Source organism: Phycisphaeraceae bacterium, from assembly GCA_019636795.1.
Taxonomy (GTDB): Bacteria; Planctomycetota; Phycisphaerae; order Phycisphaerales; family UBA1924; genus JAHBWW01.
On sequence record JAHBWW010000001.1, the window covers coordinates 606,445 to 630,695 of the forward strand.

18 protein-coding genes are annotated in these 24,251 nt (G+C 60.5%); 8 read left to right on the plus strand and 10 right to left on the minus strand.

Annotated elements, in window-relative coordinates:
- Positions 1 to 9: 9 nt before the first annotated feature.
- Both rbsK and KF757_02560 read right to left on the minus strand, forming a co-directional pair.
- The gene (rbsK, locus tag KF757_02555; protein MBX3321851.1) at positions 10 to 966 is read right to left on the minus strand and encodes a ribokinase; all 957 of its coding nucleotides are present in this window, start codon (positions 964 to 966) and stop codon (positions 10 to 12) included.
- Complete coding sequence (locus tag KF757_02560; protein ID MBX3321852.1) at positions 959 to 3,586, minus strand: hypothetical protein; 2,628 nt, start codon at positions 3,584 to 3,586, stop codon at positions 959 to 961. The genes rbsK and KF757_02560 overlap by 8 nt, the downstream gene beginning before the upstream one ends.
- A gap of 48 nt (positions 3,587 to 3,634) precedes the next feature.
- Here KF757_02560 and KF757_02565 point away from each other — a divergent pair, with 48 nt between their 5' ends.
- The 3 genes from KF757_02565 to KF757_02575 all read left to right on the plus strand — a co-directional run bounded on the left by KF757_02565 (position 3,635) and on the right by KF757_02575 (position 9,291).
- Positions 3,635 to 6,016: a right-handed parallel beta-helix repeat-containing protein gene (locus KF757_02565; protein MBX3321853.1), complete on the plus strand. Its 2,382-nt coding sequence runs from the start codon at positions 3,635 to 3,637 to the stop codon at positions 6,014 to 6,016.
- Positions 6,017 to 6,265: 249 nt separating this feature from the next.
- Positions 6,266 to 7,951: a hypothetical protein gene (locus KF757_02570; protein MBX3321854.1), complete on the plus strand. Its 1,686-nt coding sequence runs from the start codon at positions 6,266 to 6,268 to the stop codon at positions 7,949 to 7,951.
- A 305-nt stretch (positions 7,952 to 8,256) separates the two neighbouring features.
- The gene (locus KF757_02575; protein ID MBX3321855.1) at positions 8,257 to 9,291 is read left to right on the plus strand and encodes a prepilin-type N-terminal cleavage/methylation domain-containing protein; all 1,035 of its coding nucleotides are present in this window, start codon (positions 8,257 to 8,259) and stop codon (positions 9,289 to 9,291) included.
- Positions 9,292 to 9,600: 309 nt separating this feature from the next.
- On the opposite strand, the gene KF757_02580 is transcribed toward KF757_02575, so the two are convergent.
- From KF757_02580 to KF757_02590, 3 genes are all read right to left on the minus strand, one after another.
- Positions 9,601 to 10,782, minus strand: a complete 1,182-nt coding sequence (locus KF757_02580; protein MBX3321856.1) for a DNA topoisomerase IV subunit A — start codon at positions 10,780 to 10,782, stop codon at positions 9,601 to 9,603.
- A gap of 172 nt (positions 10,783 to 10,954) precedes the next feature.
- Entirely contained in the window at positions 10,955 to 11,743 is a 789-nt protein-coding gene (locus KF757_02585) for a DUF3800 domain-containing protein (protein ID MBX3321857.1), read from the minus strand.
- A 23-nt stretch (positions 11,744 to 11,766) separates the two neighbouring features.
- Positions 11,767 to 13,986 carry a DNA topoisomerase VI subunit B gene (locus KF757_02590; GenBank protein ID MBX3321858.1) on the minus strand — a complete coding sequence of 740 codons (2,220 nt, stop codon included), beginning with the start codon at positions 13,984 to 13,986 and terminating at the stop codon, positions 11,767 to 11,769.
- Between the two features lie 336 nt (positions 13,987 to 14,322).
- On the opposite strand from KF757_02590, the gene KF757_02595 reads away from it, so the two are divergent.
- Both KF757_02595 and ndk read left to right on the plus strand, forming a co-directional pair.
- On the plus strand, positions 14,323 to 14,985 hold the full coding sequence (locus KF757_02595) for a PEP-CTERM sorting domain-containing protein (GenBank protein ID MBX3321859.1): 663 nt from the start codon (positions 14,323 to 14,325) through the stop codon (positions 14,983 to 14,985).
- Between the two features lie 166 nt (positions 14,986 to 15,151).
- Positions 15,152 to 15,628, plus strand: coding sequence for a nucleoside-diphosphate kinase (ndk, locus tag KF757_02600; protein ID MBX3321860.1), 477 nt, complete (start codon positions 15,152 to 15,154; stop codon positions 15,626 to 15,628).
- Positions 15,629 to 15,737: 109 nt separating this feature from the next.
- On the opposite strand, the gene KF757_02605 is transcribed toward ndk, so the two are convergent.
- Together KF757_02605 and KF757_02610 are read right to left on the minus strand one after the other, a co-directional pair.
- Positions 15,738 to 15,977, minus strand: coding sequence for a carbon storage regulator (locus tag KF757_02605; protein MBX3321861.1), 240 nt, complete (start codon positions 15,975 to 15,977; stop codon positions 15,738 to 15,740).
- Positions 15,978 to 16,108: 131 nt separating this feature from the next.
- Complete coding sequence (locus KF757_02610) at positions 16,109 to 16,366, minus strand: NifU family protein (GenBank protein MBX3321862.1); 258 nt, start codon at positions 16,364 to 16,366, stop codon at positions 16,109 to 16,111.
- A gap of 59 nt (positions 16,367 to 16,425) precedes the next feature.
- On the opposite strand from KF757_02610, the gene KF757_02615 reads away from it, so the two are divergent.
- Positions 16,426 to 17,937 (plus strand): hypothetical protein, encoded by a 1,512-nt coding sequence (locus tag KF757_02615; GenBank protein MBX3321863.1) that lies wholly within the window; start codon positions 16,426 to 16,428, stop codon positions 17,935 to 17,937.
- 1 nt (position 17,938) lies between these two features.
- Positions 17,939 to 19,372 carry a M48 family metalloprotease gene (locus KF757_02620; GenBank protein ID MBX3321864.1) on the plus strand — a complete coding sequence of 478 codons (1,434 nt, stop codon included), beginning with the start codon at positions 17,939 to 17,941 and terminating at the stop codon, positions 19,370 to 19,372.
- Between the two features lie 27 nt (positions 19,373 to 19,399).
- On the opposite strand, the gene KF757_02625 is transcribed toward KF757_02620, so the two are convergent.
- The 3 genes from KF757_02625 to KF757_02635 are packed head-to-tail and all read right to left on the minus strand — an operon-like array spanning position 19,400 to position 21,672.
- Positions 19,400 to 19,846 (minus strand): hypothetical protein, encoded by a 447-nt coding sequence (locus KF757_02625; protein MBX3321865.1) that lies wholly within the window; start codon positions 19,844 to 19,846, stop codon positions 19,400 to 19,402.
- The gene (locus KF757_02630; GenBank protein MBX3321866.1) at positions 19,836 to 20,468 is read right to left on the minus strand and encodes a sigma-70 family RNA polymerase sigma factor; all 633 of its coding nucleotides are present in this window, start codon (positions 20,466 to 20,468) and stop codon (positions 19,836 to 19,838) included. Before KF757_02630 ends, KF757_02625 begins: the two co-directional genes overlap by 11 nt.
- Positions 20,437 to 21,672: a hypothetical protein gene (locus tag KF757_02635; protein MBX3321867.1), complete on the minus strand. Its 1,236-nt coding sequence runs from the start codon at positions 21,670 to 21,672 to the stop codon at positions 20,437 to 20,439. Before KF757_02635 ends, KF757_02630 begins: the two co-directional genes overlap by 32 nt.
- A gap of 228 nt (positions 21,673 to 21,900) precedes the next feature.
- Here KF757_02635 and KF757_02640 point away from each other — a divergent pair, with 228 nt between their 5' ends.
- Positions 21,901 to 24,249 (plus strand): hypothetical protein, encoded by a 2,349-nt coding sequence (locus KF757_02640; protein ID MBX3321868.1) that lies wholly within the window; start codon positions 21,901 to 21,903, stop codon positions 24,247 to 24,249.
- Positions 24,250 to 24,251 lie beyond the last annotated feature (2 nt).

Here is a 24,251-nt window from a genome sequence, read left to right on the forward strand (position 1 = left end):
GCGTCTCCGTCAGCGGTCTGCGGCGGTTGGCTGCGGGCTTTGTTCGCGCACCAGCGCGTCGATGGCAGCCCGCATCGGGAGTGAGGGTATCGCGCCCGCGACGGTCGTTGCCAGCGCCCCGGCCGCTGCAGCAAAGCGCAGGGCAATGGCCAGATCCGCGCCCGCCGCCGTCGCAGCCGCCCACGCACCACAGAAGGCGTCGCCCGCACCAACAGTGTCGATCGTGTCGACGCGGAATGACGGCTGCCTCAGCACCTGACCGTTCTCAATCGCGAGCACACCGATCGCACCAAGCGTAATGATGACAGTGCGCGGGCCAAGGTCTGTCAGTACGCGGGCGGTTTCTTCGATCGAGTTCTCGGCCGCTGCCCCCGCCAGCAGTGCGGCCTCGCCGGCGTTCACGATCAGCGTATCGACGTTCGCAAGCAAGCCTTCGGGCAGCGCCGAGGCTGGTGCCGCGTTGAGCACAACATGCACACCAGCCGTCCGTGCGATGCCCGCAGCCGCTGCGACCGTTTCGAGCGGGACTTCCAACTGCATAAGCAGAACACGCGAGCGCACCAGCACAGGCCTGGCTCGCTCGACCATCGCGGCGTCGACATGCGCGTTGGCACCAGGTGCAACAACAATCGTGTTCTCGCCCGCGTCATCGACCGTGATGATCGCCACACCCGAGTGCTCGTTCTCGATTGTCCACACCAGCGATGTGTCTACTCCGCTGGCATTCTGTGTCGCGCGCAGTTCCTCGCCATGCGCGTCGTTACCGATGCATCCGAGCATGTGCGCCTTCGCCCCTGCACGCGCTGCCGCCACCGCCTGATTATTTCCTTTGCCGCCCGCAAATCGCGACAAGGGCCCGCCGAGGATGGTTTCGCCCGGTCGAGGCATACGAGGTGTGCGTACAACCAGATCCATATTCAGCGAACCGACGACAAAGACATCCGTGCGGGCATCAGGCTCAGGCATGGTGGCCATCCTCGCCTTCAACACGGTGGATCGTCGCCCACTCCTTGCGCTTGGCGTCGAGATCGCGCCACTCTTTGCGACCGAGGACCAGATCGAGCATAACCGTTGCAATCTCGCGTGGCTTGAGTGGCACGTGGACTTCGTTCCACCCGCCAGGAATATCAAACCCATTGGCCCACTCGGGCGCAGGGCATGCTACAGGCTCGAGCCAGCACGTCTCTTCGCCGCCGCCGACATGCTTGCCAATTTCGCCCATGACGTTTGTCTTGGCCGCCGCCGCGATCGCGCCGGGGAAGCGCAGAATCGCCGTCCCGCTCGCACCTTCCCATTCGATCAGTCGTACGACAAACGGGTGCGTGCACGCACCGTCAGACCTTCTGGCCATTTCGTGTCCGACCCAATCTGGCAGGTGCTCTCCGCTCTTGGGTGACTCACGATACAGCGCGTGACACAGGATGGTGTCGTCGCCAGCCACCTCCATGGGCGCAAAGACCGTGGGGATCGGATGCTGCTCGGGTCTCATCCCGCCACCCACCGCAAGCCCTGACTGTGTCGCGCGGATCGGCTCGATCTTGATCGACGACTCGAGTTCAAACTCGCGCGCAATCTTGATGCGGTCAACATCGCGCATCGGACCATGCGGGAGCAACAACACTCTGGCGTCTATACCACCACGCTTCTCGAAGCGCCCTTCGTCCCAGGAGTCGTACGCCGAAATCACCACTTCTACGCCTCGTTGCGTGCGGAAGAACTGCTGGCTCCCGTCATGCACGATGAGCAGCCCTGAACCGTCCTTGTCCAGCAGATCCACAAACGAATGGGCTGTGATCGAGCCTTCCAGATCCTCGAACCATTGCGACGACGTCATCCAGTCGCCACTTGGATACTTGCGTTTGACCCGCCCTGACCCGCGCACCTCGCTGACGGACATCGGATTGTCAGCCCGAATCGACGACACCGCAAACGACACATCGATCGGGAACTTCCATGCCGCATTGAGCCCCGCGTCAGGCTTAGCGAGCATGCCGATATCGCTAATTGAGATTTCAAGCCCCTCGCCGCGCATCGCCAGTTCCAACGTCGTAGGCCTCATCCTGTGTCGCATTGCTGCTGTAATGTCGATATCCACAATTCCGCACCCGGCACTCGACAGCGACACCTCGCGCGGCGTCAGCGCAACTGATTCGTTCTCGACACGGCACTCGAGCCGCGGCGCCCATTCCGGCGTCAATACCCCTTCAACGAAAATGGGCGAAGTCAGTTGCACAGTCGGCGTCCGCCTGCCTGTATTGATGATCGCCTTGCTGTCCCCGAACGACAGCACCATCCGCTCGCTCTCTTCTGTCAGTTGGGGTGCGCGAGCAGGCCGAGTCTGGCTCAGGTCCACAAACCCGAACGGTGGCACTCGCCCGCAGTTGGTGAGTCCAGTCAGCGGATCCAGCCGAATCAACGATCGGCTCCAACCCAGTCCATTGTGCAGCAAGGGCGTCCCCGCGCGATCCGACAGCAGGCTCAGCGTCCGATCGAACACCTCCGACGCATGGCTCAGCGACTTGTGCATCTGGTGATACGCCACAAAACCGCAAAGCCCTTCGCATTCATGGTTGTCGTGATGCTGGGCCGCAAGCAGTTCCCGCCACGCTTCGTCCAGTTCCCACGTCGGATACACATCCCACGACTGGTACGGCCGACCAAAGATGCTTGCCAGCGATGCCAGAGCTTCGGCTGCAAGAAGCCGATTCTCGACCCGCCGCATCGTGCGCGGGTGCCGATCGGCGTTCTTGCCCAGTGTCAGGCCGTGCCACATCTCATCCGGCTTGTACTCTCTGGCTACGACCATGTCCGCCGGCGTGTGCTCAATCAGTTCTGCAATCAGTTGAGAGCACGTCCGAGGACGAACGTCGAACCGCTCGTCGGTGAGCAGTTCCTTCAGCCTGGGCGACAGCAACTCGGAACGACACATCCAATCTCGACTCGGCATCAGCTCGATCCACTGCGCAATCGCGGGCAGCGGCAACTCACGGACCAAGCCCTGCTCAAGCAGACCATCAAAATCTTCGGGCCACTGATGCACATTGAGCGCATTGCGAGGCATCGTGGCAATCCTCGATCCGTCAATCCCCTCCCAATGAATAAGACTCGCGCTTTCTCGGGGAAGTTCCGGAGTGTGCCACGTCCACTGAAAGAACAGACACGCACCCGTGTACCCGCATCGTCGCAGCACTTGCGGCAGTTGCGGAAACATATAGAACTCTTCTTCCCAGAACGTGCGTGGACGAACACCGAGCAGTCGTGTTGTCGCACGAATTCCGTAGGTCAGTTGCCTCAAATTGGACTCGCCGGGCAGGAACAAACCATACGGCTGACCATACGAACAGCCCACCGGTTCGACCGATCCATCCTCGATCATCGCGCGAAGGTCTGCCAGTGCGCCCGGACACTCCGCTGCCATTTTCTCGTACCCGACAGCGTCAAAGTTCACATTTCCTCGAGCGCCAGTGCTCTTTACGAGCGATCGCATGTCTGCGACCGAACCAGGCAGCACGTCGTAGCCCCATAGCCACTGCATATCCACCCAGTGCATGTGGTTGCCAAACGTGTAGTACAAAGGTCTTTTCATGAGTTTGTCCGTTCTTGCGTTCTCCCCCCGATTCACTATACTGCATTCATGCTCAACACACTCATTATTTCTGCAAGCGTCGGACTGCAATCCGGGTCACTTCCTCAGGTCACGGTTGATCGCGACAACGTCGTCATTACCGAGTCTTGCATCATCAGAATTCCTGATGGGCTCGCCATTGCTGACACCGACGGCAACGGCGTCATACATATCGCCGCCGACAACATCACCGTCGCCTTCGAGGGCTCTGTCCTCCGCGGCGCGGCACCGGGAACGCCATGGGATCAACTCGTCGGTGTCGGCGTCCGCCTCGACGGCCACAAGAACGTCACGCTCACCGGTCTCAACGTTCATGGTTTCAAAGTCGGCGTCTGGGTTTCCGATGCCGATGGGCTCAACTACGTTGGAGGCGACCTCTCCGACAACTATCGCAAACGCCTCGGCTCCACACCCGAACGCGAAGACTCGTCCGACTGGATGAGCCCGCACAACAACGACAACAACGAATGGATCACGCGTTACGGCGGAGCCCTCTACATCCAGAACTCCGACAATATCACTGTCCGCAATGTCCACATCCGCCGCGGACAGAATGGCATCCTTCTGAGTAACGTCAACGACTCGAAGATCTATGACAACGACGCATCATTCCTCTCCGGATGGGGCGTGGGACTCTGGCGGTCAAGCCGCAACACAGTCACCCGCAACGCCCTCGATTTCTGCGTTCGAGGACACGTTGAAGGCGTCTACAACCGTGGGCAGGACTCGGCCGGCATCCTCATGTTCGAGCAGTGCAACGAGAACATCATCGCCCAGAACTCCGTCACCCACGGCGGCGACGGCATCTTCGGGTTCGGCGGGCTCGATGCCCTCGGACAAAACGCCCGCGACCGCGCACGCAATCGCCTCCGCCGCGAAACGGGTGAGCAGAACGTCGATGGCCGCATCACCTTCTCCGAAGCAATCCTCGAAGCCAGCACCCGCAAGGGATGCAACGACAACATTTTCGCCGAAAACGATCTCTCCTACGCCCCCGCACACGGGCTCGAGATGACCTTCAGTTTCGGCAACATCGTCTTCCGCAATCGCTTCGTCGAGAATGCCATCTGCGGCATCTGGGGCGGATTCAGCCAGGACACATTCATCTACGAGAATCTCTTTGATGGCAACGGCGGCATGACCTACGGCCTCGAGCGAGGTGGTATCAACATCGAGCACGGCGCAGGCAACGTTGTCGTCGCCAATAAGTTCATCAACAATCGTGCAGGCATCCATTACTGGTGGGATGGCCTGGGCGACTTCGAATCTCTCCCCTGGGCAAAGACCAACTATCGCGGCGTTGTCGACAACATCATCGCCGACAACACCTTCGTCATCAACGATGAGCCCCGCTCCTTCCACCGCTTCGGCGAGAACGAGAAACGCCTTGCCTACCACCTCCGCAACGACGGCGGCGGCGAGTTCAAAAACCTCCAGATCTTCAACAACTCATACGAGATCTCCGGCCCAGGCCAGAAAATCTCCATTCAGGGCGAGTGCGAAGTCGTCGAGACTGGCGCAGTCCCGGCTTACTCGCACCCCGTCTACGAAGTCATCGGCCAGACCCGCCCGGTCGTCCTTAAGGATGGCATCGCCTACAGCGCCCGCGCACACCTACAGGGGCGCGACAAGATCATCATGGACGAGTGGGGCCCCTGGGATCACGAAAGCCCGCTCCTCCGCCGCGTTTCCGCCGCCGGTGGACAGGCCGTCTACGACGTGCTTGGTGTCAAGGGCGATCTCAAGGTCAAGTCCGAAGGTAACAACCTCAATGTCGATGTCACCGATGGCACGCTGCCCAACTCACGCCGCGTCGTGATTCGTGGCGGCGAAGGTGTCACCACCTACAACGTTCACATCACAGCCGACGGCTTTGATCACACCATCAACGGCACACTCATCTCCGCACGCTGGCTCGGTCGCGTCTTCAGTTGGAAGGACAAGGTCAACCCGATGGAGGACTACGAAGGTTGGCTGAAACTCGCCCGCGGCCCCGACTCACGCCCCTTCGGCGCTTCCACCATCGACTTCAAGTACGGATGGGGCGGACCAAAGGACATGGTTCGGGACAAGTTCATGGACGACACATCAGGCACCCTGATGGATCTCGATGTCTCCGGTGATTACTTCGGCATCGAAGCCATCGGACGCATCCGCATGCCCGCTGGCAAGTGGCGAGTGCGCACAGTAAGTGACGACGGAGTCAGGGTTTATACCACAGTCGGCAGCAGCGAAGAACAACGCATCATCGACAACTGGACACACCACGGCCCAACTCCGAACGAAGGAACATTCACCGTCGAGAATGACGGCGATCTCGTTGTCTTCCGTATTCATCACTTCGAGATCAATGGATACGCAATGTTGACCTTCGAACTCGAACCGATGTGAACGCATATTCATTCGTTATGTCATCATGAAAAATCTGAGGAACAATCCTACACAGAATACTGCCGAATTCCTGCGATTTTGGCAGTGTTCGCGCTTGGCAGCATCTCTCTTTTCTGTTACCCTGCTTGGTGGGTGAGACCTTTGCGCGTTGCGCTCGAAACGCTCGGTTGATCCCATCGTCGTGGTTGGCTCGTGCTTCGTCGGCGAGCCAGGAAGAGTGCAGTTCCTTTTTTCAGAGGGAGATCAGTTATGTCCAATCGTGTTCTCGCTATTTCCGTCACCGCTGTTGCGGGGCTTGCTGCCTCTGCAATCGCCCAGCCCGACTCCAACGCACGTTGGGGTTCCTACAAGGCTGGTCAACTCATGCAAGGTTCTGTCGACGCGGCTGCTGGCCCCGCGACCAACCTCGAGTGGACGCTCAATGGCGTTCAGCCCGTCGCTGCCGGCGGCATCACCATCGGCTCCGACGGCATGCTCTACTTCCAGACCCGCTCAACCGTCGAGCAGCCCCGCGTCTACAAAGTCGACCCCGCCAACGGCAACGTTCTGGCTGTCTCCCCCTTCCTCCCCGGCAACACCGGCACCTACGCCTCACCGGCGCACGCTGTCAACGGCCTGTGGACCGCTGTCTCCCAGAACCCGAGCGGACCGTGGGAGAGTTCCATCATCCGCCTCAACTATTCCGACCTTTCCATCGCACAGACCATCACTGATCCCGCGCTCGACCCGAATCCCGACACCGCAGGCCTCCGCGGCGCGCCGCTCATCGGCACCGTCAACAACCAGCGCGGCAACGTCAACCTCTATGTCCATATGCGCGGTGCAGGCAGCTTCCCCGGCGGCCTCATTCACGCTGTTGACTCCGTCACTGGCGACGTCGACTGGTCATACGACCCGTTGCTCGGCAACACCACCTTCTTCGGCTTCATCGGGCCAGGGTGGGTCTCCGGCGGTCGCTACCACATCGCTCACTTCGGCAATCAGGCTGTCTCCGGCGGCGTGTGCGTCCGCGACAACGCCGACGGCACATGGACCGAAGTCTGGTTCGGCGGGCCCGACAACTTCAACTGGATGGGCACCGGTGCTATGAACGACAGCAGCACCACCATGTACGTCACCACATTCAACGACGGCGACACCCCATCCATGTGGGCTGTCAACGCCGCCACCGGGGCGCAGAACTGGTCAGTCCCCGGCCGTCGTGGAACCATCCACGAACTCAACTTCTTCGCACGCGCAAGCGTCAAGGGCAACCGCGTCTACGCATGCGGCGGCGCAGGCGTCATCACCGCGTTCGATGACCACGGCGGCAGCTACACCCAGCCGTGGGTTCTCCGCCCGACCGCGATCCCGGACCCGAACAACCCGGATGCGTTCGCCGCGCCGACCAACACCCGCGCCGCATGGGCAACCGAGCAGGACTTCTTCAACGCCGGCGAAATCACCGCCTACACGGTCGTCGACGTCGTCGGTCGTGGCGGCGCCAGCGAACGCCTCATCTACGCGGTCATGCAGCAGCAGAACCAGGACCCCGGTCTCGGCTCTGACCCCTTCACCGCCCAGTTCATCGTCGTCCGCGACGAGGGCTCCACCGCGACCGAACTCTTCCGCACCACGCTCAACAACACCATGATCCCGACCCGCTTTGGCAACAGCACTGCTGCAGTCGACGAAGACGGCAACGTCTACGTCGCAGGCGGCAGTCCCAGCGCCACCGCCGGGGCCAATGGACAGGTCTACAAGTTCAGCCCCGCAGGCGCGCCCCCGTGCCCCTGCGACCGCAATGGTGACGATATCTGCGACTTCTTCGACGTTCAGAACTTCCTGGCTGCCTTCTCGGCTCAGAATCCCTCAGCCGACATCAACAACGATGGCATCTTCGACTTCTTCGACGTTCAGGCATACCTGAACATCTTCAGCGCCGGCTGTCCGTAATCCGTTTCCTTTCCTCGCGTGCGTGAGTGCTGCGAGGAATGTCTGAGGAACAACCCTTCGTGCGGGGCTCAATCGGCCCCGCACGAGGATTGACGCAGGACTTCGGCCGCATGCCACAACCGGCATCGAACCGATATTCCTGTAGCATTCGTCGGGATTCGAGCACCCCGCGCCCGGGTTGCTCGAACGCATTGTCCCGCTGTGGCAGGGGCGCAACATCAGGAGTTCTCAGCCGCACCATGTCTTGGTGTGTCCCTTTCACACGCTGAGTCTCCGTGACATTCAGAAGGTATGAGGCCGACACGATGAATACCCGACTTGAACGCAGGAACTCGCGAACCGCACGGGCCTTCACCCTGATCGAACTGCTGGTCGTCATCGCGATCATCGCGCTGCTCATCGGCATCCTCCTGCCGGCCCTCGGCTCGGCACGCGAGGCAGCACGAGGGGTGGCATGTCTGGCTGCGATTGATCAGACGAACAAATCAGTCGCCATCTATCGAGCAGACAATCAGGGCTACGCCCCTGTGGCTGGCCAGATGTATGGACTGACCGACGCTACGGGCGCGAAAGAAGGAACGATTCCTGCCGGGGCGCCGTTGGTCACGCGCATGGCAAAAGCCGCTGTTGACCGAGCCCCGCAGTGGTACAATGAGCGGGTGCGCAGGCATTACGCAATGCCGTTCTATCTTGCACTGGCGAGTCACTCGGGTGTGCAGTTCGATACGCAGACCCGCGCCGGGATGACCACAGCGGCAGGGACGAATCCACTGACTCCGTATTACTCCCCTCTCACCGAGTATTACCGCTGTCCGTCTGACTCGACCTTCAGCCCCGGTGAACAGTCATCCGCAGGCTCGACTCTCATTTTCGGCGGCAATACCTCCGCATGGTGGGGTGGTGTCTCAACCGTTCCTGAAATGATCTCGTATGCGTTCAACGAATATCTGCTCGGTCACAGTGGCGGAAACCAGGGAACTGTCAATGACCCGTTGCTCGGAGCTCTTGACCGGGCCCTCTTCCCGAGCGAGACGATGCTCCTTGTTGATTCCGAACCACGCAACGCCTGGGGAGACCAGTTATACACGGTGTGGCACCACGCGCCAGATCGTGTCTGGAAACTCTCAGAGTATTACGGTTGGATGCGACAGGACACCACAACCGCCCAGTTTGAGTTCGATCGACACAACAACACTCTCAACGTCGGCTACGCTGACGGACACGCCTCGACTGTACGAAATACTCAAGAAGGTCGCGACGATGTGATCATCTTCCGCCGATCGAGTGGCGGCGGTGACGCTCGTCCCGAAGGCAACGACGACATTCCGCCGGGCGGCTGATCGGCCCGCTGTGGCATTGAGTCCTCTGAACTTCCCCTAAAACGACCCCTGAGTACCACCCCCCTCACTTCGTGGGGGATGCCTTGGACGCCGGAGGTCTGCACCGCAGGTGCACACCTCCGGGTGGTGGCCCCAAGGGCGAGCGCGCGAGCGGACTGGGACGGGGTTGCTATCGGATCTTTCGTGACCCTCGACCCGGACCTTTGGGCGACGGCGCTCAAGGGTGTTCGAGATGCAGGCGTCTGCCCAAAGATCCGGCGTCCTGTGGCACTGCACCCGCCGGCTTGACCCGCCAGCACATCAACCCGCTCAACTCAACCAGTCCTGCGCCTTGAGTCGCTGGGGCACGTAGACCTCGGTCACATAACTGATGTCCTTGGTGATCAGCGATTCGACTTCCATCTTGAAGCCGTTGTCGAGCATCTTCTGAATCTCGCGCTGCCACCCCTTGTGATCGGCGAACCACGGATACTCCATGATCTGCCTGGCCCGCTGCGTGTCGCGGTCGTTGAGCGCGATCTGCACATCGTCTGAGAGCTCGCACGCTTCGTAGTCCTTGGCGCGAATGCCCAGGAACTTGGCTTCGGGGATCGCCAGCCGCTCGCTCTCGAACGCCAGACTGATCGATCCCTGCTTGATGACGCTGTAGATGTAGTGCCCCCACGGGTCGCAATCGAGCAGGCAGATAATCGGCAGCCCGTGCTCCTTGTTGAGCCGGTGCAGCAGCCTCCGCACGCCGCGCGGCGGCTGGCCGCTGCCCTCGGTCAGAATGCAGTTGTGCGTCTCCCAGAAGCGGTCTTCGTTGAACCGCTGCCACACCGTGTCCTTCTCGACGTGCAGCACGAACTTGGCGTTGACATTCTTGAACTGGATCACATCCGGCTCGCAGATGCTCGGGATGGCGTAGCCGCCGGTGCCCATCTTGCGGCAGTTGATCTCGTCGCCGCTGTCGATGACGGTGATATTGCCGACCATGGTGCCGCGCTTCTTGGCGAAGATGTGCAGCTCCTCGCGCAGTGCCCCGAGCGTGACCTCGAGGTCTTCGAGGATGCCGTCCGACTCGGTCTGGTCGTCAAACGTCTTTTCTTTCGTGCCCTGAATCGTGTGCAGGCTGCGATAGAACATGCCGCGGAGGCTGAGCGTCTTGTCGGCCTCGATGAGGCTCTGAATGCTCTGGCCGTGCAGCAGCGTCTGCATGAAACTGCGCGCCATGCCAAGGTTGAACAGCTGCCGCTCGCTTCGGGCGTCGCCCATGCGCAGGATGCCGCGCTTCTTGTCCCACTTCGTATTGCTCTTGGCCCGCGTCGGCACCGCCAGCGAAGGCTCGACACCAGTCAGCGACGCCTTGACCACGCCGTCAGCCAGCGTCTGGAGCGATTTGGCCGTGACCTGATCGCGCTTCTTGGCGCTTGCACTCGATTGCCGCGCGGGCGAGGCGATGCGGGCATCGGGCTTGGGTGAAACTTTCTTGCCGGGTGCTTTCTTGGCCATGTGTGGTCTCTGTGGAATAGGGTGTTATCGGTCGACGGGGAGTCAGTTGTATCGGCATTCGGCAGGATGATGTGGTCAAGCACCGGGATAGTCGATATACTTATTATGGATCTGAAACCCGGGAAGTCCGGGGAGTAGGATCCCCCAGGGCCTTCGGGCCCCATTTTTTTTATTACAAGTGTACGATCCCGAGATCATTTGTTCTGGAAGCAGCAAGGCACAGGACCGGCTTGAGCCGCGTTCGGAAATAGGCATTTGCGCCGTGTTTTTTCATGAACGAATTCGGTTCAATGTGTTGCTTGAACAAAAAAGCTGCACAATCTACCGCTTGGATGAAGTAAGAGTGTTTAGAGTCGCGGCTGACGGGATCCTCAATCAGCAGCCGGATCGGTTCATCAACGGTGGTATATGAGCCGCTGTTCTTGCGGATGAAAAGAGGATTACGAACCCGCATGTGTTCAAGATGGCGTTTGAGCACTTGAGCATCAGTCTGATCAGTGAACACGATGCCGCGTTCCTGTTCATTGCTCGACCCCGGAAAATTGCGGCGCAGCATAGTGTTCTCAAAGCGCTGAAACAGGGCGTACCACGCTCTGCGGAAGACTTCGTCAGCCGTCAGTTCTCTGCTTTGCCGCTTGTCGAACACGACGTTGATGAGCCGTATGTCAGGTATGCGTGCCAGTTGATCGGCATGATGTCGGACGATGGCCAGCCGCTCATGCTTGCGCAGCGATTGGAGCGACGCTGGGCATCGGCGGGGCTTGTTAATCATATCACCCGCGTGCAGTTCGTCATCGAGATAAACTCGATACTCTGTCTTGAGCCAATGTCGAAACTGAAGAAGGCTGCGCATGGTTTCTGTCCAACGCAGTTCATGAACGACCAGACCCGTTAGGCAAAAGTACCGCGTCGGTGAGGCCTCCGAAGTTCCCGTATCACCGCTTTCGTCGACATACATCAAGTACACGCACTTCTCCGGGTGAATTAGCCGAACAGCCCGCTCTCCTGCGACTGCCCGAGCCTCACGCGAGGCTTGGGCTTGCCCTTGTTCTTGATCGCGGGCGACGCGGGCTTGATCTCCGGCGTGCTGACAGAAGTGGGGGGTTGCTTGGCACCCTTGGATGCTCGACCCCGCGAAGCAGGCTTGCTCGGCCGCGATGTCTCTTGTCGCGAAGACTTCGGGCCGCGCGCTGCGGGTTTGTTTGAAGCAGAGTTCGCTGTGTCCTGCTCGGCGTCCGCGCCAGCCGCCGACGTGTGAGCCGAATTCATCCCGCCCGGCCCCGCCGGCCCCTGACCGCGCAGGATCACCACGCCCTCATCATCATCCAGCCGCCCGTTGTTCTGTTCCTTGATGACCTTGCCTTCTTCATCGAGTTCCACATCGGCAAACTCGGTCTTCCGCCGCGCCTGTTCGAGCAGCGCGTCGTACACGCGTTTGGCCTCGGTTCCTGTCAGCGCTTCACACGCCTTGGCGATCTCGCCGATGTACCGCTCGAAGACGTCGCGTTTCTCAGCCTCGCGCTTCATCTGCTGCCGACGCCGCAGATAGATCCCGAGTTTGCGCCCGCATTCCTGCAGTGCGAGTTTCATCTCCTTGCGGATTTCGTCGTAGTCGGCAATGGCTTCCTTGCTCTCGCTCGTGAACGGCACCCACACGCTGGCCATATGAATCAGGATCACCAGCGGCCCCTGCGGCGCGCTGCCTCGCGGCTGCGAGAGGTTGTAGTTCCGCCAGCCCGTCTCCACGATCGCCTTGAACGCGCTGCACGCACTCTGCTGATATAACAGCGGCACGCGATTGGCGAACCGAATCACGCGGGCTGCGTCATCACCCGGAAGCTTCCCGCCGAACGCAATCGCCGCCTCAATCAGAAAAGGCCTGCCTCGATACACCGTCGCCACCCGGCTCGACGCCGTGTAGAACTCGGCCTCCACCCCCTTGAGCATCCCCGCCAGCAACTGCTTGACGCCGATCGGCGCGAGGCAGTCGGTCGGCGGATTGGGCAGTTTCGCATCCTGCATCGCTGCAAACAACTTCTCAGCCTGCGCGTGGTCGATATCGCCCACACGAGTCCGCACCTTCACTTTCGCTTCATCGCACAACTTGCTTGCCATGCTCGGCGAGACGCGGCTGAACCGATCGCTCAGGAAACTCACGACCGTCGGGTTCTTCTGCTCGTGCTCAGCGTCCTTGAGCATCTGGATCAGCATGCCCAGTTCGACGCCCTTCGGGTGCGGCTGAATCTCCTTGGTCTCGGGCGGCAGTTCCGTTGTTCCGCGCGGATAAATAATCACGCCCTTGTGTTCGGTCGTGTTCACCGCCGCCAGTGCTTCGAGATGCGTTGGTGCCTGTGCCGTTTCCGGCCGCGACTCGCCGGATTCGGGCTTGAGTGTCGGGCTTTCGTTTTCCTCAGCGCTCGCAATTCTGCTCGGGGGGACGAACACAATGCGCGCGTGCGGGTTGGCAATGGCGGTCAGTTCAAGAAACTCATCGACCGACCCACGCCCGCGCTGATATCGGCCTTCGAGTTCGACGCTGACGCTTGTGCCCGTCGCGTAGATCGACTCGGGCAGAAACTCGCCGCTGGCGGTCAACTCGCGCGTGCCCGCACTGACCTCGCACAAACGCCGCGGCGGAAAGTCCTTGGTCTCGTCATCGCGCGTCACTTCGGCGCGATTGGTCTTCGTGTTCATCGCCAGTTCGATGTGGTGCGCGTCCTGACTCGCCTTGGGCCGGGTGTGAATGATCATCGGCTTGCCGGTGGTCATCAGGCCATACATCCCAGCCGCCGAGATCCCGATGCCTTGCTGCCCGCGACTCATCTTCAGGCGGTGAAACTTCGAGCCATAAAGCAACCGTCCGAAGATGTGTTCGACCTGCTTGCGCACAATACCCGGGCCGTTGTCAATGACCGTCACGCGATACTTTGAACTCTTGGCCGACGCAGGGCGATCGGGTTGCAGATCTTCGATGACCACGGTGACATCAGCAAGAATCTCGGCCTCTTCACAGGCATCGAGCGCGTTGTCAACCGCTTCCTTGACCGTTGTCAGGAGCGCCTTGCGCGGATTGTCGAAGCCGAGCAGGTGCCGGTTTTTCGCGAAGAACTCTGACACCGAGATCTCGCGCTGCTTGGCAGCCATCGTCTCTGCGGTGTTTTTGGTCCGACCCGCGCCTGCGGCTCGCTTTTGCCCTGTCGCCATGACTTCTCGCCCTCCTTGGCGCAAAAAGTAAGGACACTGATCGGGTTCGGCGCCAACGTCACCTCACAATAGGACTTGCGCTCGACTCTCGCTTTCCCCGTCTCGATTCTCTAACACTTCCCATTTTGCCAATTCTGTAAAGGTACCGACAAGATACAGCCATTGTGCTCTCTCGGGCTGGCATGACGCTCCCGTCTTCGATACACTTTCCCCAGCCACGCAAGGCCCACGGTCGTGGAGAGACGGCCGCTTGCAACGGTGAAGCATTGTTTCCGCAGACACCAGCGCTGTGCAGGTGTATTGATCGTCCGTGCATCGAGGAATAGGAGAGACAGAATGAAGATCACCGTAGTTCTTGCCGCGCTCGTCGCGGCCGCTGGCAGCGCTGCCGCCAGCAACGAAGTCATCACCAGTTGGGTCAACTTCGGGCAGCCCGGCAACCAGGCGTTCAGCGCCGTCGGCACCGAGGCCTCAAACGTCACTGGTGCAAACCTCACCCGTGGCAGTGGCCTCACCCCGTCCGCAGCGGCCAACTCCCTCTCGGCCTCAGGGTGGTCGTTCGCCGACGCCAACGACTACTTCGCTTTCGGCTTCACCGTCGACAGCGGGTACTCGGTCGACCTCTCCGAGCTCTGGATGGGCATTCGCTCCTCAGGCACCGGGCCCGGCTTGATGGGCCTCTACTACAGCGGTGACGGCTTCTCGACCGCACTGAGCACCTTCAACATGGCTCCCGGAGCCAACTTCGTCAACACCATCGTTAACCTCTCCGCTCTCTCCGGCCTGACCGGCACCGTCGAGTTCCGCCTCAAAATGGCGGCCGACATCGCCGCCAACGGCGGAGCAGTCGGCTCGGGCGGTACCTTCCGCGCTGGCGACCACCTTGACGGCAATGGCACCTTCACCGAAATGCGCTTCACCGGCAAGGTCGTCCCGGCTCCGGCCTCCCTCGCCCTCCTCGGGCTTGGTGGTCTGGTTGCCACCCGTCGTCGCCGCTGATTCGCTCTTTGACAGTTCTCTGCACTCTGTCGTCTTGTCCCGACGCGACGTTCTCCATCTGGGGAACGTCGCTTTTTTTCCCTCATCAGTTCCCCTTCGAGGCACACAGACCAATCGAAGCACCACGCAGGTCTATGCTTCTCCCCACCAAATCATCACACGGAGTATGCACATGGAAACCACGCTCATCATCCTCAAACCCGACGCCGTTCAACGGGGACTCATGGGACGCATCGTCGGCCGCTTCGAAGACAAAGGCCTTCAGATCGTCGGTATGAAACTCATGCAGATCTCGCGTACCCTCGCCGAGACGCACTACGAAGCACACAAAGCCCGCCCCTTTTACCCAGGCCTCGTCGCCTTCATGACTTCCAGCCCCGTCCTCGTCATGGCCGTTCGAGGAAACAACGCCATCGCGATCTGTCGCAAAATGATGGGCGCCACGTTTGGATCCAACGCCGAAGCCGGGACCATCCGAGGCGACTTCGGCGTCTCCAACAGTTTCAACCTCATTCACGGGTCCGATAGCACAGAAGCGGCAGTACGCGAGCTCGGCCTCTTCTTCGCTCCCGGCGAAGTTCTCACATTCGATCGTCGTATCGAATCCTGGATCTACGACATGTCAGGCCCCAAGCCTGAGTGATCGGTGGGGCTTTGGGAACAATGGATAAAACAGGAAACGCCGATCTCCCGAAAAAGGGGATCGGCGTCTTCGTTGAATCTCTGTGTATGAACCGGGGAAAAGGCGTGCGTTACCGTACCCCCGCCGCGACAGCTGGCTTGATCTCACCGATCACATCGGTCCCGATCTCCAGCCCTTCGTCAAGAATCTGATTGGCAATCTCGCGGCGGTGGATCTCCACCTCGCGCGGAAACTCGAACGCGATGCGTACACGTTCGCCCTTTACGGACGCAATGCGCACGATCCCGATCGGGTTCTTCGGATCACCGATGACAACCTCTTCACCTTCACGACGCGTGATGACGAGCATATCTCGCTCCCAATGAACTGCCTCACCAGCCGCCAGTATACCGAAACCGGTCCAATCTCGTAGAGAAAAATCCGCACTTCCAGGCCCGATTTTCTCCCGCTTCCGGGGACCACACCCCCGCCCCTCCGCCCTCAGGGGACCGCCTCCACGCTCTTGATCTCGGGAACATGCTGCCTGACGTTGCGTTCCACTCCGAGCTGCAGGGTCATTTCGCTCGACGGGCACCCTACGCACGCCCCATGAAACCGGATCTGCACCACCCCACCTGTGGTGATGCCGACAAATTCCAGATCGCCGCCGTCGGCCTGTACCGCAGGCCTGATCAACTCGATCACTCGGTGCACGCGTTCATGCAACCGATCCGCCAGATGTTCACTCTCGTTGGGCATGGTTGAGTGTGACTATATCGGGCTCCCGGTCCGCGCGGCGAACCCTACTGTACGCGATCATGAAACGCCATGGTCTGGTTGTTGTGCTCCTGTTCCTTCCCGCTCTCTGGTTCCCGGGCTGCGCATCCCAACGCTACAAGCCCACGGGCGATGTCCTGCTCGATATGCGCAACCCCGACCTGCGCGTGCGCGATCGCGTCGCAGCAGCCGAGATCTTGTGGTCCGAAATGCTCGCCGGTGAACGCGAGCGAGACCTGACCCGCCGCGCGATGAAGGATCTGGCCTGGTCCACCGCCACCCCAATCGACGTGCGCGTGTCCTGCATCGCCATGCTTCTCGATGACCCCGATTCGGCCGGGCAGGAGGACGCCCGCACCATGGCCCGCCTCATGCTGCCCACAGAGCGCACGCGCTCGGTTGTTGCGGTCATTGCGTCGCGTGCGGGCCAGAATCAATGGCGCGACATGACCAGCGCTCTGGTCCGCAGTTATTCGAAGCCCGTCGATGAAGTCCCCGACCTCGAACGTGCCGAACGCATCGCTCTCGAACAGTTGTACCCCGGCCATAGCATCGGCCAAACGATTTTCGAGGTCTTCCTCGAACCCGGGTATGACGACACGCCCGCCGAACTTCGCCTGAATCAGCGCACCCGCGCCGATGTCTGGAATCTTCTGAGCCGCGTGGACGACACCGGCCAGATGCGACGATCGCTCATCGCGCATTCATCCTCGACTTCGGTTCCAGCCGATGCGAGACTCGCCGTCGATGCTCTGGAACGTGCCTTCAACGATCTGGGCATCATTCCTCGCACCGGTGACGAACTGCGCTGGGTCGAGTCATTGAGGTCGGGCAGTGCCGAGAACCAGAAATGGTGGTCCGAATCGACATCAGCGGTGGGGCGTCTGCGCGACGATCAGCGCACCGGGCTGGAAATCCGCCATATCGAAGCGGTACGCTGGGCAGGTATTCATCGCCCCGGGTTGCTTGCTCTCTCACGGAGCGAACTTTTGGCCAAACTTTCGGCAAGCCTCGAAGGCCGGGAACACTACCGGCGCTCCGCAGAAAAAATGGTCATGAACGCGCCACGCAAGGAAAAACTCAGCGATTGGCAGTCGTATCTCGTCTGGGGCGATCTTCTTGCCATGCTTGTGGTCGATGAAGCCTTGACCAACGATGCCTTGCGCGCTCGCCTGTTCGAGTATGTCGAGATCGATCGGATCGATCGCACCACCGAGTATGGCGGCATCATCGAAGCCGGCGAGGGAGAGACGTTCCGGTCGTTGCTCTTTCGCCCGCGTGCTCGAGACCGCAAGAGCGATACGGAATTTGTCGCCAGCGAGGACATGATCCTCGCTTCCGACCGCGCCCTGTTGCATTATCACCTGCACGTGCAGCGTGTTGCGAATGCCGAGTACGCCGGGCCGAGTCAGGCCGACCTTGAGTATGCCGCCACATCAGGTCGCTCGTGCGTGGTGTTCACGAGCATCAATGCCGACCGCCTCAACGTCGACTTCTATCAGCCCGGTGGCGCGGTGATCGACATGGGCACGATCGTGCGCCCGGGTTCATGACATGCATGGCTTTGTGCTTGCTGCGTTCGCTGCCATCATTCTTGCTCCCGAGGTCGGTGCGCCCCTTATACCAGGGTTCGAGCAAGTCGCCTTTGCATCATTCATCGCAACGACAATTGCACTGCTACTCGCATTCTGGGCTTTTGCGGCTCTTCAAATTCGCCGCCTATCTCGTTTTGGTCGCATCCGCCATCTTCATCGTCTCGAGTTCGCCACGACCAGCGTGCGCTGGATTCTGCTCGGGCTGCACCTGGTCGGTGTGGTTCTATTCGGCATGACGACCGCCGTCCGTGATCGGGTCGGCGACATTGTGGTGCTGGACGAACTGCTCACAGCCCTTCCATTTCTTGCTGCCTTGGTAGCCACCGAATTCGTTGTGTATCCGATGGAGCGTCGGATCCGTGACGCGATGACGATTCGCAATCTGGATCTCGGTCGCCCCATCCATGCCTTCCCGCAGCGCATGCGATACACATGGCTCTGGGCGCGGCACAATGTGTTCTTCATGCTCGTCCCGCTGGTGTTGCTTGCCGCATGGATGGAGGCGACTGCTCGATTCCTCCCGCGCGATGCTGCAGGTTCGTTTGTCGGCGCCGGAATGCAAATCGTTGGCGTGATACTGGTTTTTACGCTGATCCCACCGTTGCTCGTCAGCGTTTGGGACACAGTCCGACTCGGACCCGGGCCACTGCGCGACGACCTCGAGCGACTCGCACGAGACAGCGGCGTGGGCCTTCGCGCCATTCTCGTGTGGCGCACCGGCGGCGCGATGCTCAACGGTGCTGCGATCGGCCTGATCCGTCCGCTGCGCTATGTTGTCCTGACCGATGGCCTGCTCGACGCGCTCGAGCCCATCGAGATCCAATCCGTCGCTGCCCATGAACTCGCGCACATGCGTTGCCGACACATGCTCTGGCTTGGGACCGGAGTCATCGGCACCGTCCTGCTCGTCGGAACGCCCCTTGGGTGGCTCACTCTGCTTGCAGCACCTGATTCTTTGATCGAGAAAGCCCTGCTCGCAGCGGGGCTGGCCGCAACACTCGTCGCGGCGGTTAGCGTGCTCGCGTTTGCCAGCCGTCGTTTCGAGCGCGAAGCCGATGCATGGGCAACCGCCAGAGTCACGGCGCTCGATCTGGCTGAGAGCACTCCGACATCCACAATCAGAATTGAGCAGCATTCCGCACTGGCCATGGCTTCGGCCCTGGCGCGCGTGGCGGAGGCGCACGGCATGCCCGTCGAACGCCCAACGCTCCGCCACGGCTCGATCGCTCGACGCCAACAGTTCCTGGCAGGCTCGATCGGACAGATCTATCGCGAGTTGCCCGCAGTTTGTGCCGCTCGCCGCGCGCGTGGTGCTGTCATGGCAATCCTCGCAGGCGGACTCGCGATTGCGGGGGTCGATGTGTTGCTGCGATTGGGAGAAATCTTTGGCTAGCGCCTGCCTTTGGCGCCCAACGGCAGTTTAACCGGCTTCGCCTTTACGTTCATCGCGGGAGTGCCAGTGAACAAGTTTCACCTCGCCTCCGATGATTGCCAAGCCTGCTTCTTCGCCCGCTTCGTGCAGCAGTTCAAGAAGTTCATCGTCGCTGATCGCGCGCGAAACGACCGTACTCGTGCGCACAATGGCAGGCCCTGCTTCCGCGGGTGGATCCATGACAATGTGCCGTTCGACTTGGGCATCATTGGCCAGGCGGCGTTCGATCGGTGCCGGAGAAGCAGTCGGGCGCAGCGCGAGCCATCCCACGCCGATCGCTGCTCCAACACACGCGGCCATCATCGAAGCCTCGCGGATCCGCCGCGTACGGCGCCTCCGGTCCGCCCGGGCGAGCATCACATCGCGGATCTCAGCGCGTCGCGCGTTGGGCATCTTGCGCTCGCTCGCATCGAGTCTTGAGTTGTCATTCGTCATGTCCTGTCTCCTCAGCCCTTCTTTTCAGCCGCGCGATTGCAGTGCGCAACTTCCCGTGCACAGCCCCGGTCGTTCGTCCTAGTCCCGATCCAATTTCCTTGAGTGACATATTTCCCGCGAATCGTGCTCTTACAAGCACATGCTCCTCGCTGTCCAGTCGTGACAGCTCTTTGCGTAGCCAATCGCATCGTTCCTCAATGGCACCCGCATCGTTCTCCACGGCTTGCGCTGTCACGCCCGCTCGCGCCTGCTCGCGCTTCCGGCGCCGTTGTTCGCTTCGTAATGCGTCCATCGCCGCGTTGAACGTCACGCGCCACATCCAGCGTTCGAGTTGTGCGTGGGTTGACATTGCGGGCATCTTTGCTGCGACTCGCAACATGACATCCTGCACAACATCGAGGCAAAAAGCTTCATCGCGCGTCGTTGCCCGGCTAGCTGCAGCAAGGACCCATTCGAACCACGCTTCATAAAACTCTCCGACCCGCTCTCTCTCCCCGCGCGCGACGCCGAGCGAGAGAACTCTCGCTCGCGCATCTTCGGCGCTCTCACCCGGGCAATCTCGGTGTGCGGATGCCACGTTCGTCACGTGTTCATTGGCCAGACTGGTCCAGTTCGCGTACATGCTTGCACAACTCGGGAAACACCTTCATTGCCCCAGCGTCGCCACGGAATCGTACCGTCGCCGAACGCCCTGCAGCATCGTTACTGCGCTTAACCTCGATCACGTCGATAGTCCCGCGCCCGCCGGTAGCTGCCAGAAACTGGTTCAGTGCAGTAAACAACCCCGCGATGGTGTCAGGATGCCGGGTCTTGAACTGAATCTCCCACTCGGTCGTGACCGAAGGATTGCCCGCGCCGCCGATCGGGTGCCCTTTCTCCTGGGTCTGACTTTGAATCCGCTCGAGCTTGACCTGCTCTGCACGCAGCATCCCCTCTGCCTCCAGACGTGCCAGCCGTGCATGCTCCAGACTCAACTCCGCGTCGAAGATTTCCTGATCAGTCGCAAAGCCCTGCTCCTGGACATCCTGCACCATCATCATGCGCCTGGTCGCAGCGTTCTCATTGATCTCAGCGCGCCGCACCTGAATCTCCGCAGCCCGAAGAGCCTGTTCCGTACTCGCCCGCTGTTTCATCAGCGTCTCTTGCGAGTGCCTGGCTCCGACCAGGTCTGTTCGAATGGCATCGAGCACCAGTCGGGTGACCACTTCGTGCTGGGGAGTCCCTCGCACAATCAAGACCCCGCTCGCCTCGTGGTGCATGATCTCTGCTTTGGGCTCGCTTCCTTCGGCTTCGAGCGCCACCCGCAAGGCATCGAGAATCGTCGGATACGTCACAGTCCCGCTTTCGACAAGTTCACGCACCGGATACACCCGAAGCAACGCGCGTTGATCCTGCCCATTCCTCGCTGCGGCCATCTCGACCGCACGCATCTGTGCCTGGGCCGGCGTCGATGTAGGCTGAAGCCTTTCTTCGATCACAATGATCGGTTCGCCGCCCGAGTGCACCACATGCAGTGAGAAAACCAAGTCCGAACAAATCGCCTCGAATGCGGCCTCCACCGTGACACGACGCAGCGTCACCGACGGCAACTCGACCTGCCCGGCGTTTCCACGGAGGACCACATTCACCGCAACCGGGTCCGCAGACTTTTGAATTACACGCACGAACTCGGCGAGCGTGCCCCCGCCAAACGTCACATTCACCAAGCCGTCCCATTCGACCTCGGCGGCTTGCGCTGTCGAACCCTGCTGCGAGAGCGCCGTTCCGACCGGACTAAGAGCCAACGTCCCCAGAACACACCCGAGCACCAAACGACTCTTCCGCATGTGAAAGCCTCCTTGTTTCAGAAGAAACGCCACCGAAACACAATCGAGGCGCGCCAATCACAATCTTTTTTCATGCTCATCCTTCGGCCAACGCACAAACACCGTACTCTCGCCAATGTTTGGGGCCCGAAATGGTTCCAAAGCACGCTACATTGATCACCTGCACCGCCTTATGCGTTTGCAGAAAAGGAGATCCAGGGGACGACCACTCAATCCATGGTTCTCGCCATGCTCATCACGAATCGTTCCTTTGAAAACTGGGCTGCCGATCGACCGAAGTATTCGGATTCTTCTCTCATCATGCTTTCGCCACCGTTCCCGATCCCCATCTATATTTCATTTATGCTCAAAACACTTATCACCGTTGCTCTCGCTGCGACCGTCGCCACAGCCCAGCCTCAGGCTCCGATCGCCACACGCTGGACACCGGATTTCGCGCTTCCTCTGGCCGAACATCCGCGTCCAAGTCTCGTTCGCGACCGATGGGTGCCGCTCAATGGTCAGTGGGACTACGCCATCACTCCGGCTTCCGAATCAGCGCAGCCATCCCAATGGCAAGGCAAGATCAACGTGCCATTTCCGCTGGAGAGCACGCTCAGTGGCGTTACGCGCTCGCTCGCGCCCGACGAAGCCCTCTGGTATCGCCGCGAACTCATCGCCACATCAATCCCACAGGGTGCTCGTTTCCTGCTCCATTTTGGAGCCGTCGATCACTCGGCCACCGTCTGGATCAACTCAACGCTCATCGGCACCCACGAGGGCGGCTACACCCCGTTCACGTTTGACATCACCGACGCGCTCTCTGGCCAAGGCGTCCATGAAATCATCGTTCGCGTCACCGATCCGACCGACACGAGCCATCAGGCACGCGGCAAGCAGGTGCTCAATCCCCACGGCATCTGGTACACCGCAGTCAGCGGCATCTGGCAGACCGTCTGGCTCGAAGCTGTTCCTGAAACCCGCATAGAGCGACTCGATATGGTCACTCACAGCGAAGATGGAACGGTCAAGATCCATCCTGTCATCGCCGGCCTCGATGGTGATTTCGTCATCGAAGCGCGCGTCCGACGTTCGGGCCGTGGCGTGGCCTCAGGCATAACCGTCTCGACCCGCCCCATCACGCTCTACCTCGGCGTCCCAGACGAGTGGTCCCCCGATTCCCCAGCCTTGTACGAAGTCGAAGTCGCACTGCGCCATGCCCCAGCCGGCGAGATCATCGACCGCGTCCAGAGCTACTTCGCCTTCCGCACGGTCGAGGTCAAACCAGACGCCGAAGGCATCGAACGCATTCACCTCAATGGCCAGCCACTATTCATGCTCGGACTTCTCGACCAGGGTTGGTGGCCCGACGGCCTCTACACCGCACCCACCGACGAAGCACTCAAGTTCGACGTGCAGATGACCAGGGCCCTCGGGTTCAACATGCTCCGCAAGCATGTCAAGGTCGAGCCCGCACGCTTCTATTTCTGGTGCGACCAGCTCGGCGTCCTCGTCTGGCAGGACATGCCCAGTGGCGACAAGTACATCGGTCCGAGTGACCCCGATATCGAGCGTACGCCAGAATCTGAGACAGCATTCCGCACCGAGTGGCAATCCATCATCGACCATCTCGCCCACCATCCTTCGATCGTCGCGTGGATTCCATTCAACGAAGGCTGGGGGCAGTTCAAGACCAATGAAATCATCAACTGGACCAAGTCTCTTGACCCTACACGTCTCGTCGGCGGACCCAGCGGCTGGACCGATCGCGGCACCGGCGACTTCTTCGATGTTCACGTATACCCAGGCCCCGGCATGGCGCCGCTCTCCACCGGCCGCGCAAGTGTGCTCGGCGAGTTCGGAGGCCTCGGACTGCCCGTCGAAGGTCACCTCTGGCAGCAGAAAGACAACTGGGGATACCGCACATACTCCACGCGCGATGAACTCAAGACTCAGTACGAAGCTCTCATCCAAGCCATGCGTCCGCTCATCGGCCAAGGTCTCGCTGCAGCGGTCTATACGCAGACCACCGACGTCGAAGGCGAAGTCAATGGCCTGATGACCTACGACCGTCGCGTCATCAAGATCGAACCTGAAGACATGCGTCGCATCAACGCGCTCGCCTTCGCCCCGCCGCCGATCGTGACCACCATTCTTCCCACAAGCGAGAAGAACCCGCAGCCCTGGCGAACCGCCTCACGCGATCCCGGACAAGGCTGGTACGCCATCGAATTCCGCGATCACTCGTGGAGCGAGGACATCGGTGGCTTCGGCACTCACATCACCCCAGGAGCGCGCATAGGCACCGAATGGAAGTTCGCCGACATCTGGCTTCGTCGCACATTCACGCTCCCCGCAGGCGATCCAGCTCCCAACCTCTATGTGCGCATGCACCACGACGAAGACGCCACCGTCTACCTCAATGGCAAACTCCTGCTCAAGGTCGAAGGCTACACCACCAGTTACCGAGACTTCGGGCCTGTGGATGCTTCGCTGCTTCGCTATGGTACCAACAACGTCATCGCCGTTCACTGTCGCCAGACCCGAGGCGGGCAATTCATAGACGTTGGCCTCGTCTCAATCACTGAACCGGAGTAATG